The following is a 13,041-nucleotide window of genomic DNA, read 5'->3' on the forward strand; positions in this document are numbered from 1 at the left end:
CTCCTTTCTTTTGGTATGAAGGTACTACACGCTGGCTCTTGCCAGTTCTGATGGATTCCTTCGGAGCGCGCGTACGCGGATCAAAGCAGCCGGGCCACTCCCCTGCTGGTCTCGGGCTTCCCTTCGCCCAGCCTCGCCAGGTTCTCGTCCAGCGCATCCAGTTCGTACACGTAATTGACCATCATGCCGCAGGACTGGGCCCGGCCCTTGCGCGACGTGTCCGCCTTCCAGTTCAGCCGTTCGATGCGGGCGCCGTTGCCCAGGTGGAAGCGCGCCACCGAATCGAGCGGCAGCGAGCCCTTGCGTTCGACCAGGTAGCGGGCCGCCAGCCTCATGGCCACGGCCTGCACGGCCGGCGGCGCGGCCTCGTCGTCCACCGCCTGCTGGATGGCGGCCAGCACCTGCGCGCCGGTAGCGCCTTCCAGGCCGGCCTTCTCCTTGCGAACGACGGCGGCGAGATCCTCGGCGCCGCGTTTCCTGACCCAGTCGCAAAAACCCGGTATGGGCGAGAGCGTGGCGAAACGCTTGATCTTGGGCAGTTCGCCGTTCAATTCCTCGATCACGCGCTTGAGCAGGAAGTTGCCGAAGCTGACGCCGCGCAAGCCCTGTTGCGTGTTGGAGATCGAATAGAAGATGGCCCAGCGCGCCTTGTCCAGGTTCTCCATGGGCGCGCCTTCGTCCAGCAGGCTCTGCACGTTGCCGGCCATGTCGGCGCAGAACGCGACCTCGACGAAGATCAGCGGCTCGTTCGGCATGCGCGGATGGAAGAACGCGTAGCAGCGGCGATCGGAATCCAGGCGGTTGCGCAGGTCGGTCCACGAGGCGATCTCGTGCACCGCCTCGTAGATGATGAGCTTCTCGAGCAGCGAAGCCGGCGAATCCCAGGTGATGCGCCGCATCTCCAGCAGGCCCACGTCGAACCAGTTCGACAGCAGGCCCTCCAGATCCGCGTCCAGCCCCTGCAAGGCCGGGATCTTCGAGCGCCAGGCCAGCATGTCGGTGCGCAGTTCCAGCAGGAAAGGCAGGCCGTCGGGCAAGGCGTTCAGGCGCTTGAAGAAGCGGACGCGGGCATGCGAGAGCGCGCGCGACAAGTCCGAAGGCGTCTCCTTGCCGCCCGCCTCGGACGGCCCCGCCGCCGACGCCCCCACCTCGCCCAGCAGCCCCAGCATGGCGCCGCGGCGCTGGGCGTCGGCGGCGCGATAGGTCTCCTGCCAGGCCGACGCGGCGCGATTGGCCGCGACATCGGTCAGGCGCGCCTGGAAGCACGGCAGCAGCATCGCCCGCTGGCGATTGGCCTCGCGCGTGGACAGGGCGACGCCGTCGGCCTCGCGGCCCGGCTCGGCAACGGCCTGGGGCCGCCCTCCCAGCCATTTGCTCCAGCGGGCCAGCAGCGACTGGGTCGGCTGCGGATCGGGGGCCGGCGCGGCGGGCCGCGCATCGGCGGCATCGTGACGATCGCTGTTCAACATGTCGTTCATGTCCCTTCTGAAAGACTCAACCCGATTGCCTGGACAGCGAGGCCATCAGGTCGGCGAAACGCTGCCCCTGCACCACCACGTGGTCGCGCGCGCGCTCGGCGGCCAGGCCGGCATCGCCGGCCAGCAGGGCCTCGACGATGCCCTCGTGCTCGTCGTAGGACGTGGCGATGCGGTCGCGCACGCGCAATTGCAGCCTGCGATACGGCCCCAGCCGGCGATGCAGCTTGATGGCTTCCTCGTTCAGGAAGCCGTTGCAGCCCAGGCCGTAGATGGTGCGATGGAAAATTTCGTTCAGGTAGTAGTAGGCATTGGCGTCGCCGGCATCGCGCGAGGCCTGGCAGGCCCGGTGGGCCTCGAGCAGGCGGCGGTGGTCATCGGCCGTCATGCGCCGCGCGGCCAACCGCGCGCACATGGCCTCGATCTCGCCCATCACGTCGAACATCTCGATCAGGCGCTGGGGCCCGATCTGCGCCACCAGTGCGCCCTTGCGCGGCCGCATTTCCACCAGGCCGGCGGAAGCCAGCTGGATCAGGGCCTCGCGTATGGGCGTGCGCGAAACGCCGAAGCGGTTGGCCAGCACGGTCTCGTCCAGCGGATCGCCCGGCGACAGTTCGCCGACGGCGATCAGCTCTTCGATGGTCTCGCGCAGCGTCTCGGAGCGCTTCTTCTCGTTGCCGGGAGATGGGGGGCGGGATGACATGGCGCCATCTTGCCCCATCCCGTCCTTGTATACAAGAGATTTTTATAAATACACAAGAATAGGGGTCTGCTTACACACTACGCGCCTGCCGCCGCTCCAGCCACAGGGTGGCCAGCAGCATCACCGTCGTGGTCAAAGCCACCGTGACCAGGCTCATCGCCATGCCTTGCCCCACCGAACCCTGCTCGAACTGCCTCCAGATGAACAGCGATACCGTCTGCACCCCCGTGGGCGCGAGCAGCAGCGAGGCCACCAGCTCGCGCGAGGCCACCGCGAACACCAGCAGCATGGCGGCGGCCAGGCTGGGCGCCAGCAGCGGCAGCAGGATGCGCGCCAGCGCCGTGACCGTACCGGCGCCATGCACCCGGGCCGCGGCCTCCAGGTTGTCGCCGATCTGCATGAGCGCGGCGTGGGAATAGCGCACCGGATAAGGCAACAGCAGGCAGCAATAGGCCAGCAGCAGGATGCCCCAGGTGTTGTAGGGCGTGGCGGGCCAGAAGGCCTGGTTCCAGGCCAGGATCAGGCCTACCCCGACCACCACGCCCGGCATGGTGTTGGGCAGCACGGCCAGGGCGTCGAGCACCGCGCGGCCGCGCGTGCGGGTCTTGACCACGCAGTAGGCCACCAGCACGCCCGTCAGTCCGGTCACGATGGCCGCGCCGGCGCCCAGCATGAGGCTCGTCGCCAGCGCGCCCGAGGCTTCGCTGCCGCCCGCGGCGATGGCCTGGAAATGCGTCAGCGACAGGTTGCCGACGGCCAGGCCGCCCGACAGCGTGCGGCTGAATGCCGTCGCGGCGATGGCGAACAACGGCGCGAAGGTGGCCACCGCCACGATCACGGCGAACAGCGCGGCGGCGGGCCAGCGCCAGGCTCCCAACGGCAGGTTCTCGCCCCGCGCGGGCTTGCCCGTGGTGGTCTCGTATCCCCTGCCCGTCAACATCCGCCGCTGCCAGACGAAGGCCAGCATGGCCAGCGCCACCAGGATCAGCGACAGCACCGAGGCGCCGGGCAGGTCGATCGGCCATTCGGAAAACCGCCGCTCGATGCCCGTCACCAGCACGAAGAAGCCGGCGTTGGCCGCCAGCGCCGCCGGCGTGCCGTACTCCTCGATCGCCATCGCGAACACCAGCAGCAGGCTCGCGGCGATGCCCGGCAGGGCCAGCGGCAGCGTGATGCGCCAGAAGCAGCGCCAGGCCCCCGCGCCGCACACCCGCCCCACCAGCGCCAGGCGGGAACCCGACGCGGCCATGGTGCGGGACACGGCGAAATAGACCACCGGCACCACGTTCAACGTCATCACGAACACCACGCCGCCGAACGAGAACAGCGCCGGCCCGGCATGGACGCCCAGCAGCTGTTGCAGGTATCCGCGCGGCTGCAGCAGCATGATCCAGCCCAGCGCGCTGATGTAGGGAGGGATCATGAAGGGCACCAGCATCAGGACGTCCCAGAGCCTGGCGCCGGGCAGGTCGAACAGGCCGCGCAGCGTGCCCAGCGGAATCCCGATGGCCGCCGCGGCCAGCACCACGCAGGCGCCCAGCTTCAGCGTGTTGATCGTCAGCTCGACCAGCTTGGGATCGGCCAGGACACCCGCCAGGTGGGCCAGCGGCCGCGCCAGCGAGCCCTGGGCCAGTTCGGGGAAGATGGCCTGCAGCAGGACGAAACCCAGCGGCATGGCCACCAGGATGCCCAGGGCGGACACCGCGGCACCCACCAACAACGTGTTCGCGCGCATGGAGCCCGCCTCTTGCTAGATATGTGAAGTCATGCATGGCCGGCGCCGCGACGGGCGCCGGCCGGGTCGGTCACTTGCGGCCGAACAACGTCGTGAAGCGCTCCAGCAGGGCCTGGCGGCCGGCACGCTGGGCTTCGTTTTCCATCGGCAGCGCCTTGATGTCCTTGATCACCGGACGCTTGGCCTGCACGTCCTGGCGGGCCGGGATCAGGTAGGTCGCGGCCACTCGCGCCTGGCCCGCGTCGGACAGCACGAAGTCGATGAAGCGCTTGGCGTCCTGCTGCTGGCGGCTGGACTTCAGGATCATCATCGGCCGGCCGGCGATCACCGTGCCGCTGGCGGGGAAGATGACCTCGATGCTCTCGCCCTTGGCCTGGTTCTCCAGCGCGACGTAGTCGACCGCGCCGAAGACCGCCGCCTTGGCACCCTGCAGGACGGGGTTCATCGCCTGCGCGTTGGCGCCGGCGATGGCCATGTCATTGCGCTTCAGGTCGGCGAACAGGCGCCACGCATCGGCGCCGCGCGCCGACTGCAGGCCGGACAGCAGTTCCAGCGCGGTCCCCGACTGGGCCGGATCGGGCATGTTGACCAGCCCCTTGAACTCGGGCTTGGCCAGGTCCGCCCAGTCCGCCGGGCGGGGCGTGCCGCTCTTGGTGTTCCAGGCGATGGCCAGCGCCGACAGGCCCTGCGCCACGTAGCTCGGCCCCTTGTACTCGGCCGGCACCTTGGCGGCATTGGGGCTGGCGTAGGCCAGCAGCCAGCCGCGCTTGTGCAGGTCCAGCGCGCTGTCCCACGAGGCCGAGATCACCACGTCGGCCTTCGGGTTCGAGGCTTCCGCTTCCAGCCGCGCCATCACCTTGCCGGTATCGGCCTGGAACACGTCGACCGACACGCCGGTCTGCTTCTTGAAGTCGTCGGCCAGTTGCTTGATCAGTCCGGCCGGGCCGGCGGTATAGACCGTCAGGGCCTGGGCCTGGCCGGCGGCCAGCAACGCGCCGAACGCCAGCGCGCCGATCAGAGGCTTGATTTTCATCATCGAGATTCCTGAGTCGAGAAACGGCATATCGCCGGGGGAAGGGTCACGCCGCCTGCGGGAACCAGCGCAGCCGGCTCCAGTCGAGATCCAGCCCTACCGGATGCAGGACAGGCATGCGTTGATCGGTCAGCCACGCCAGCTCGAAGGCATGGTGGTCGCTGCCCACGCGCACCGTGGTCGCGTAGTGCCCGCCGCGGAACCGCTGGGCGACCACGTGGCCCCGCAGGGCATGGCGTTCGCCCGCCTTCAGCGCGGCATGGGGAATGAAGAGATGGCCCGGTCCCGCCGGCCCGCCGGCCAGGGGTTCGGGGCAGACCAGCTCGAGGCCGCCGGCCAGTTGCCAGCCGCGCTCGGTGCGCACGCCGCTGCGCAGGGCCCCCAGCTTCAGGAACTCCACCACGTCGGGACTGGCGGGCTCGTTCACCAGCAGTTCGGGGGCCGCGATCTGGCACACCTTGCCGGCCCGCATGACCGCCACCGTATCGGCCAGCGCGAAGGCCTCCTCGTGGTCATGGGTCACGTAGACCGCCGTGGTGCCCAACTCACGCAGCAGCAGCCCGATCTCGCCGCACAGGGTCTCGCGCAGGTCCCGGTCGAGATTCGACAGTGGCTCGTCGAACAGCAGCACCCGGGGCCGCGCCACCACCGCCCGCGCCAGTGCGACGCGCTGCTGCTGGCCGCCCGACAGGCTGCCCGGCGAGCGGGCTTCGTAGCCCGCCAGCCCCACCATGTCGAGCGCGCCCGCCACCCGCCCCGCCCGTTCGCTCCTGGGCACCCCGCGCACCTCCAGCGGGAAGGCCACGTTGGCCCCCACGGTCATGTGCGGCCACAGCGCATAGTCCTGGAACACCATGCCCAGGCCGCGCCGCTCGGGCGGAACGAAAGTCCGGTCGTCCACGACCGTGGCGCCGCCGATGGAGATGCGCCCCGCCACCGGACGGCTCAGGCCGGCCAGCAGCTTGAGCAGCGTGGTCTTGCCGCAGCCGGACGGCCCCAGCAAGGCCAGCACCCTGCCCGGTTCGAGCCGGATGTCGATGCCGTCCAGGATGGTATTGCCGGACAGGCGCTGCACCAGGCCCTCGATGTCGATGGCGGCGCCGGAGGAAGAAGATGCGGAATGGGAAGCGAAGTCGGACACGGGCGAACACGAACAGGAAACGCCGCCGTTCGCCGGCTCGCAAGAGCCCGGCCACGGCGCCGTAGGATCGTGTAAATACTATGTCCGCCCGATGACCGGATCATGACAGCCGGCCACCCCGCGCGTGGCGCCGGATCAGAAAATGGACGTGATGGCGAAATGCTCCAGCACCGTGGGACACAAGGTGCCCAGCTTCGCGACCAGCCACATGAAGACGCACGAGAAACCGGCCAGCAGGGCCAGATCGCGCAAGCGCTTGAGAAATACCGTCAGGGGCCGATACTCCACGCCGTGGTATTCCATGGTTGCAGAACCTCTCATGATTGCGAAAATCCGCGACGAGAGTCTATTCGTCCCCGCCGCGAATCACCATATCCGGAAGGTCGTACTCCAAAGACGTGAAAAACGGCCGCGCCCGTCACAGGCCGGCCGGACGCACGTAGCCCGGGAAGTCCTTGTCCAGCACGTTCTTGAAGAACGGCGACTTGAACGCGGCGGCCAGGTCCTTGGCCCAGGGCTTGCCCTGGTCGGCGCTGCGGATCGCCACGACCTGCTGGAATTGCACGGGCGGCGTCTCCAGCGCCACCGCGCTGGTCAGCTTCAGGCCCGAGGCAATCGCGAAATTGCCCGGCACCACGGCGAACTCCACGTCGCCCACGGTACGCGGCAGTTGCGCGGCCTCGACCGGCTGCAGCTTGACCTTCCTGGGATTGGTGGCCAGGTCCTTTTCCGTGACGCGCAGCGGGTCCACGTCGGCCTTCACCGTGATCACCCGGTTCTGCTGCAGCAGCAACAGGGCGCGTGCCAGGTTGCTCGGATCGTTGGGCAGCGTGAAACGGTCGCCCTCCTTCACGTCGGCCAGGCTCTTGCGCGACTTCGAATAGATGCCCATGGGCGCGGTCGTGCTTTGCACCAGGTCGACCAGGTCCAGCTTCTGGTCCGCCTTGAAGCGGTTCAGGTAGGCGATGTGCTGGAACAGGTTGGCGTCCAGCGAACCTTGCGCCAGGGCCAGGTTGGGCTGCACGTAGTCGTTGAACTCGACCAGCTTGACCTTGTAGCCCTGCTTCTCGAGCTGGGGCACGATGCCCAGCTTGAGCACGTCATAGTTGTAGCCGGCGGTCGCGCCGAACACGAGGTCCTTCTTGGCGGGATCGGCGGCATGGGCGGCGGCGCCCAGCGCCAGGACGGCGGCGGCGGTGCCGAGGATGAAAGTGCGACGTAGGGTCATGATGGAATTCCCGGAAATGAATGCGGCACGGCCAGCCGTGCCTTCGACGGAAAGAAAGGATCAGCGTTTGTCCAGCCGGTGGGCCAGCGCGTTGCCGCCGAACTGGATGATCTGCACCAATACGATCAGCAGCGCGACGGTCAGCAGCATGACGTCGGTCTGGAAGCGGTAGTAGCCGTAGCGGATGGCCAGGTCGCCGATGCCGCCTCCGCCCACCACGCCGGCGATGGCCGAATACGACAGGAAGCTGACCGCCAGCACGGTCAGCGCCAGGATCAGGCCGGAGCGGGCTTCGCGTACCAGCACGCGCCAGACGATCTGCAGTTCGGAAGCGCCCATGGCGTGCGCGGCCTCGATCACGCCGCGCGGCACTTCGCGGATACTCTGCTCCACCAGCCGCGCGAAGTACGGGATGGCGGCCACCGACAACGGTACCGACGCGGCCAGCGGGCCGATGGACGTGCCCACCACCACGCGCGTAACCGGCACCAGCGCGACCAGCAGGATGATGAAAGGAAAGGACCGCACGGTGTTGACGATCCAGCTCAGCACCAGGTAGGCGGGCCGGTTTTCCAGCGACTGCCCGGGTCCCAGCAGGAACAGCAGCACGCCCAGCGGGCCCCCGATCAGGATCGCGGCGGCCAGGCCGATGCCCAGCATCATGAAGGTCTGGCCGATGGCGACCCAGAGTTCGGGAAGAATGGCGAGGATATTGTCGGACATGGTCATGCGGCCCGGGTAGTCGGTTCCGCCGCCTGGGCGATGCGGGCGGCGTGTTCCTTGAGGATGTCTTCACGCACCTGCTCCTGGGCCAGTTCGCGGCCCAGCGCGCTCAGGCGCGGCGTGGCCTGGTCGCCCACGTCGAAGCGTTCGACCAGTTGCCCGTTCTCGAGCACCGCGACGTGGTCGCACAAGGCATGGACCACGTGCAGTTCGTGCGTGACGATGATGATGGTCACGCCCAGCCGCTGGTTGATCTCGCGCAGCGTGTCCAGCACCGAACGCGTGGTCTCGGTATCCAGCGCCGACGTCGGCTCGTCGCACAGCAGCACCTTGGGATGCGGCGCCAAGGCGCGCGCGATCGCCACGCGCTGCTTCTGCCCGCCGGACAACTGCGCGGGATGGTTGTGCAGCTTGTCGGTCAGGCCCACCACGGCCAGGCACTCCTGGACGCGGGCCTCGATCTCGGCCCGGCTGCGGTTGCCATGCAGCTTCAGCGGAAAAGCCACGTTCTCGTAGACGCTGGCGTTCTGCAGCAGGTTGAACTGCTGGAAGATCATGCCTATGCCCTGCCGGGTCTCGCGCAGCTCGCGCTTGGAGAGCCGCGTCAGGTCGCGGCCGTCCACCAGCACGCGGCCGGTGTCCGGGCGCTCCAGCAGGTTGATCATGCGCAGCAGCGTCGACTTGCCGGCGCCGCTCTTGCCGATCAGGCCGAAGATGCGCCCTTCGGCCATGTCCAGCGACACGGACTTCACGGCCTCGAACACCCGCCCGTCGGGCAGCTTGAACGTCTTGCTGACCGCTTCGAGCCGGATCAGCGGCGGTGCGGAAGGAGAGGAAGAATTCGGATTCATAGAAAAAGACGAGGCGGCTGGCCCCCGCCCGGCATGGGGCGGAAGCACCTTGGCCGCCACTGTAACATCGCAGTATGGGGCAAACGCCCGGCGCCGGGAACGACGCATTTTTCCTATGTATATTCTATTTCCTTATTAATCATTGCGTTCGTTCGACAAAAAACGCATAAGCGGCCGGTTCAGAATTTCAGCGTCATCCCCAGGGCCAGCGCGCGCGGATAACCCGGCTTCACATAGTCCGCGTACTGGAATTCCCAATAGCGCTTGTCGGCCAGGTTGGTGATGGCCGCGCGGAAGATCGTGTCATAGCCGCCCAGGCGGGTTTCGTAGCTGGCGCCGACATTGACGATGGTATAGCCCGAGACCTTCACGTCGTTGGCCGGACGCAGCATCGTGCTGCCGGTGTACTTCAGATCGGCCCGCAGCTTGAGCCCCTGCACCTGCGGCACGCTGTAGACCACCTGCCCCGCCGCGACGAAGCGCGGCGCGCCGGCGACGCGCTTGCCGTTGTAGTCCGAGCCCTTGCGATATTCCGAATCCAGCAGCATCAGGTTGCCGCCCACGGTCCACGCCCCCGCCCGCTTCGAGGCCCCCAGTTCCAGGCCCTGGTAGACCGACAGGCCATCCTGCACCAGCACGTTGCCGGCGTTCGCATATTCGGCGCCGCGCTCGATGCGGAACAAGGCGGCGGTGGCGGCCCAGCCGCTGCGCTCGGTCTTGATGCCCACCTCGTACTGCTTGCTGGTAAGCGGCCCCAGCGTCTGGCCGCGGTTGGCGTAGGCATTGCCCACCGTCGCGCCCTGCTCCAGCGACTCGACATAGCTGGCATAGGCCATGGTCTGCGCATCGGGCCTGAACATCACCGCCACCGTGGGCGTCACGCTGCTCTTGTCATACAGCGCCGACGTGGCGCCGTCCGGCGTGTAGCCTTCCTGCCTGAACCTGGTGTAGCGCACGCCCGCCAGCACCGACCAGCGATCCGACAGCTTGACGGTATCACTGGCGAACAGCGCCTTCTGCGTGATCTCGCCGGCCCGGTACAAGTCGAGCCCGCCCTGCGGATGGTAGGCAATGACGTTCCGCGACCCCAGCGACCCCGTGCCCATCTGCTGATACACGCTGTTCAGGCTGTAGTCGTTCTTCTGCTGCTGCCAGGACGCGCCCAGCACCACCTGGTGTTCCAGCGCGCCCGTCGCGAAACCACCCTGCACCATGGCTTGCCACTGGTCGTAGGCATAACGCTCCGCGTAGTCCGACCGGTAGTCCTGGTAGTTGCCGCCGCTGTCCGTCAGGAACAGCACCGACTCGCTGCGGCGGGTCCCCAAGTTTGACGATGGGCCGGTCGTCCAGGTCGCTGCGCGTGACCACGGTGGTCGAGAACGGCGTCTCGAGCTGCGTCAGGTTGCCCAGCGCACCGGCATGGACCGGCGCTTCCAGGTCATGGAGCGTGGCCGATTCGCCCGTCGCGGTGACGGAGATGGTGGGAAGCTGCTGGGCGGTTTCCGGCGTCTTGTCCTGGTCCCTGGCGGAGGTATCGGCGGCAGCGGCCTGGGCCGCGAAAGCCAGGGACAGCGCCAGGACGAGGGCGGAACGACGCAGGCATGCGAGGCGGGCGTGATCGGCGTGGCGATCCTGATGAGAAGGAGTGTGCAAAATCGCTCTCGGGTAGAAATGGTGGGTCACAGAATTTACGAATCATAATGATAAATGTTTTCATTTAAAAACAGGAATCCCCGGGAGCCGCGTCTCTCGATCGATCGCCCCGTGAACACGGGAACGCACAAAAGAAAATCGCCGCCCCTTGCGGGAACGGCGATTGTCGGTGAACCTGGAGGCGCGTGGCGGAGTCGAACCGCCCTCAACGGATTTGCAATCCGGTGCATAACCGCTTTGCTAACGCGCCATGGCGAACAAGGTTCGCATTCATCTTTCCTTTTCCGCCCCATGGTTCTTGCATGATTTCGCATGCAAGGGGCTTGTGCTGGAAAGAGCCCGCTATTCTACACGAAGCTGCGCTTGTGTGCGAGGCGCTTGCCCGCCCCGCCCTTGCGGGCTTGCGCTAGTTCTTCCGGCGGGCGCGCATCACCTCGATATTCGCCCGTTGCTCGGGTGTGAAAGAGGCTTGACCCTGCGGGCCGGCGGCCCGTTCGGTGGCCAGGTACATGCCGGCGTGCAGCGCCGCCAGCATCGCGGTGGCGTATTCCTTGCCGGTCAGCCGCTGGCGGGCCAGGGCGGCGCGCACGCGCGGCTGGGCCTCGAGCTTGCGCGCGATGTCCTCGACCGACTCGGCGTCGTCGTCATCGTCGTCGGCGGCTTTCACGTTCTTCAGTTCGGCGGCCACCGCGTCCATGCGGTCGAGCAAGGCGGGAGTCAGGCGGAAACGCGCCGGGTCCGTGCCGTCGGCGGCCTGCGCGGGGTCCGCGGCGAGCAAGGCGCTCAGGACGATGACGGCCGAGGCGGCCGCCAGGGAAAGGAAACGGGTGCTTGGCGACATGGCGATACATACCTTGGGAAAAACCCCGGCAGCCTAACCAAACCCGTCCCCCTCTACCCCACCCCGCCCGGGTAGGGTGTCGTGACCGACGCACGGGGATGCCGGGATGCCGCGGCTCGGGTACGATCAGGAATCCCCATTGTCGCCACCCGCCATGTCATCGCCTCGCCCGACCGGCCAAGCCCTCGCTCGCCTGCACCAGCTGGCCTGCCTGGACGTGGGCGGCCCGCAGTTGATCCAGCCCTTGCTGGAGGCCATGCACCCGCTCATCGGATTCGAGTCGGGCGGCTATTTCTACCCGGACGGCAATGGCGAGCTGGAAGCACATATGGAGGATGCCGACGTGCAGGCCTCGGTGCCTGAACATTTCGATCCGCGCATCCTGCGCAGCGAGAACGAGATGTTCCACAACAGCCTGCGCGCGGCCCGCGACATCGTGCTCCACGGCCACGGCCCGCGCACCATGGGCCAGATGCTCCGGGCGTCCCATGTGGACCTGCGGCGCAGCGACTATTACAACGTCGTGATGCGCCCCGCGCGGGTGGCCGACTGGCTGTGCCTGGCGCTGCGCGCGCCGCAAGGCCAGGGCATAGGCATGCTTTTCCTTTTCCGTCCGCCCGGCGCGCCCCCCTTCCGGCCGGAAGAAATCGCAACGCTGGCCCGGCTGGAACCCCATCTGGCGCATGCCTTGCAGCCGGGCGAGCTCGACGCCCAGGACAGCGAAATCCATCGCCAGGGCCTGCTGGTCGCCACCCCGCAAGGCCGGCCCTTGTGGATTTCCCCCGACGCCGAAGCCCTCATGCCGCTTGCGTTCGGCTGGCGCTGGCGGCGAGGCGCCGCGCTGCCTCCTGCCCTGCAATCGCTGGTGCAGCGGCTGGCGCCACGGGCAGGCGCGGACTGCGCCCCGCCGCGACACGAACTGCACAATGCCCACGGCTGGTTTTCGCTGCGGGCCACGCACCTGGCGGCGGCCTCGGGCGATGGGGAAGCCATCGGCATCCATATCACGCAGCGCGTGCCGCGCGGCCTGCGGCTATGGTCGGCCTTGGGGGCGCTGCGGCTGCCGCCGCGCCAGCACGAGCTGGCATACTGGCTGGCGCGCGGCGTGCCCGAGTCGCAGATCGCCAGGCGCCTGGGCATCAGCGCCAACACCGTGGTCTATCACCGCCGCCAGCTCTACAACCGCCTGGGCGCCGGCAACCGGGCCGAACTGCTGGCTCGGCTGGAGCCCGGCGGCCATCGTCGATAACCGACCATCCATCTGGAGCAAGCCATGGCCGACAAGCCCGTCAAGATTCCCGGCCCGGACCATCCGATCACGATCACGCCGAACCCGGCGCGCATCGTCGTCACGGCCGGCGGCCGCACGGTGGCCGATACGCGCCGTGCGCTGACGCTGCGCGAAGCCGCCTATCCGCCGGTGCACTACGTACCGCGCCAGGACGCCGACATGACGCTGCTCGAGCGCACCGCGCACACCACCTACTGCCCCTACAAGGGGGACTGCACGTACTACAGCATCCCTGCCGGTGGCGAGCGCGCCACGGATGCCGTGTGGAGCTACGAGTCGCCGCACCCCGCCGTGGCGCAGATCGCCGGGTATCTGGCGTTCTATCCGGACCGTGTCGACGAGATCCGGGAAATGCGCTAGCGCCCGC

Annotated in this window: 13 protein-coding genes and 1 tRNA gene; 2 read left to right on the plus strand and 12 right to left on the minus strand. The window is 67.9% G+C overall.

Going from position 1 to position 13,041, the window contains the following annotated elements:
- Positions 1 to 80: 80 nt before the first annotated feature.
- From R4823_RS15025 to R4823_RS15080, 12 genes are all read right to left on the minus strand, one after another.
- Entirely contained in the window at positions 81 to 1,469 is a 1,389-nt protein-coding gene (locus R4823_RS15025) for a malonyl-CoA decarboxylase family protein (protein ID WP_338619186.1), read from the minus strand.
- Between the two features lie 25 nt (positions 1,470 to 1,494).
- Positions 1,495 to 2,178: a GntR family transcriptional regulator gene (locus tag R4823_RS15030; RefSeq protein ID WP_087836985.1), complete on the minus strand. Its 684-nt coding sequence runs from the start codon at positions 2,176 to 2,178 to the stop codon at positions 1,495 to 1,497.
- Between the two features lie 70 nt (positions 2,179 to 2,248).
- Complete coding sequence (locus R4823_RS15035) at positions 2,249 to 3,913, minus strand: iron ABC transporter permease (protein WP_132978765.1); 1,665 nt, start codon at positions 3,911 to 3,913, stop codon at positions 2,249 to 2,251.
- 70 nt (positions 3,914 to 3,983) lie between these two features.
- Complete coding sequence (locus tag R4823_RS15040; protein ID WP_243724329.1) at positions 3,984 to 4,946, minus strand: ABC transporter substrate-binding protein; 963 nt, start codon at positions 4,944 to 4,946, stop codon at positions 3,984 to 3,986.
- Positions 4,947 to 4,992: 46 nt separating this feature from the next.
- Positions 4,993 to 6,087, minus strand: coding sequence for an ABC transporter ATP-binding protein (locus R4823_RS15045; protein ID WP_338615292.1), 1,095 nt, complete (start codon positions 6,085 to 6,087; stop codon positions 4,993 to 4,995).
- 135 nt (positions 6,088 to 6,222) lie between these two features.
- Positions 6,223 to 6,408 carry a hypothetical protein gene (locus R4823_RS15050; RefSeq protein WP_132978763.1) on the minus strand — a complete coding sequence of 62 codons (186 nt, stop codon included), beginning with the start codon at positions 6,406 to 6,408 and terminating at the stop codon, positions 6,223 to 6,225.
- Positions 6,409 to 6,505: 97 nt separating this feature from the next.
- On the minus strand, positions 6,506 to 7,315 hold the full coding sequence (locus R4823_RS15055) for a MetQ/NlpA family ABC transporter substrate-binding protein (protein WP_338615293.1): 810 nt from the start codon (positions 7,313 to 7,315) through the stop codon (positions 6,506 to 6,508).
- Positions 7,316 to 7,375: 60 nt separating this feature from the next.
- A complete protein-coding gene (locus R4823_RS15060; protein ID WP_087836984.1) occupies positions 7,376 to 8,038 on the minus strand; it encodes a methionine ABC transporter permease in 663 nt (220 codons plus the stop codon).
- Positions 8,039 to 8,040: 2 nt separating this feature from the next.
- Positions 8,041 to 8,889 carry an ATP-binding cassette domain-containing protein gene (locus R4823_RS15065; RefSeq protein WP_087836951.1) on the minus strand — a complete coding sequence of 283 codons (849 nt, stop codon included), beginning with the start codon at positions 8,887 to 8,889 and terminating at the stop codon, positions 8,041 to 8,043.
- Between the two features lie 179 nt (positions 8,890 to 9,068).
- Positions 9,069 to 10,214 (minus strand): TonB-dependent receptor, encoded by a 1,146-nt coding sequence (locus R4823_RS15070; RefSeq protein ID WP_338615294.1) that lies wholly within the window; start codon positions 10,212 to 10,214, stop codon positions 9,069 to 9,071.
- Between the two features lie 504 nt (positions 10,215 to 10,718).
- Positions 10,719 to 10,792: transfer RNA gene (locus tag R4823_RS15075), tRNA-Cys, on the minus strand.
- 156 nt (positions 10,793 to 10,948) lie between these two features.
- Positions 10,949 to 11,383, minus strand: a complete 435-nt coding sequence (locus R4823_RS15080) for a hypothetical protein (RefSeq protein WP_087836950.1) — start codon at positions 11,381 to 11,383, stop codon at positions 10,949 to 10,951.
- Positions 11,384 to 11,537: 154 nt separating this feature from the next.
- On the opposite strand from R4823_RS15080, the gene R4823_RS15085 reads away from it, so the two are divergent.
- On the plus strand, positions 11,538 to 12,632 hold the full coding sequence (locus R4823_RS15085; protein WP_087836949.1) for a helix-turn-helix transcriptional regulator: 1,095 nt from the start codon (positions 11,538 to 11,540) through the stop codon (positions 12,630 to 12,632).
- Between the two features lie 24 nt (positions 12,633 to 12,656).
- Positions 12,657 to 13,034, plus strand: coding sequence for a DUF427 domain-containing protein (locus tag R4823_RS15090; protein WP_338615296.1), 378 nt, complete (start codon positions 12,657 to 12,659; stop codon positions 13,032 to 13,034).
- Positions 13,035 to 13,041 lie beyond the last annotated feature (7 nt).

Source organism: Pigmentiphaga sp. CHJ604 (assembly GCF_036972535.1).
GTDB classification, from domain to species: Bacteria; Pseudomonadota; Gammaproteobacteria; order Burkholderiales; family Burkholderiaceae_B; genus Pigmentiphaga; species Pigmentiphaga daeguensis.

Coding starts and splice junctions, on each gene's coding strand:
- R4823_RS15040 (WP_243724329.1), bottom strand. CDS start 4,946: ATGAAAATCAAGCCTCTGATCGGCGCGCTGGCGTTCGGCGCGTTGCTG.
- R4823_RS15030 (WP_087836985.1), bottom strand. CDS start 2,178: ATGTCATCCCGCCCCCCATCTCCCGGCAACGAGAAGAAGCGCTCCGAG.
- R4823_RS15080 (WP_087836950.1), bottom strand. CDS start 11,383: ATGTCGCCAAGCACCCGTTTCCTTTCCCTGGCGGCCGCCTCGGCCGTC.
- R4823_RS15050 (WP_132978763.1), bottom strand. CDS start 6,408: ATGAGAGGTTCTGCAACCATGGAATACCACGGCGTGGAGTATCGGCCC.
- R4823_RS15065 (WP_087836951.1), bottom strand. CDS start 8,889: ATGAATCCGAATTCTTCCTCTCCTTCCGCACCGCCGCTGATCCGGCTC.
- R4823_RS15025 (WP_338619186.1), bottom strand. CDS start 1,469: ATGTTGAACAGCGATCGTCACGATGCCGCCGATGCGCGGCCCGCCGCG.
- R4823_RS15055 (WP_338615293.1), bottom strand. CDS start 7,315: ATGACCCTACGTCGCACTTTCATCCTCGGCACCGCCGCCGCCGTCCTG.
- R4823_RS15085 (WP_087836949.1), top strand. CDS start 11,538: ATGTCATCGCCTCGCCCGACCGGCCAAGCCCTCGCTCGCCTGCACCAG.
- R4823_RS15035 (WP_132978765.1), bottom strand. CDS start 3,913: ATGCGCGCGAACACGTTGTTGGTGGGTGCCGCGGTGTCCGCCCTGGGC.
- R4823_RS15060 (WP_087836984.1), bottom strand. CDS start 8,038: ATGTCCGACAATATCCTCGCCATTCTTCCCGAACTCTGGGTCGCCATC.
- R4823_RS15090 (WP_338615296.1), top strand. CDS start 12,657: ATGGCCGACAAGCCCGTCAAGATTCCCGGCCCGGACCATCCGATCACG.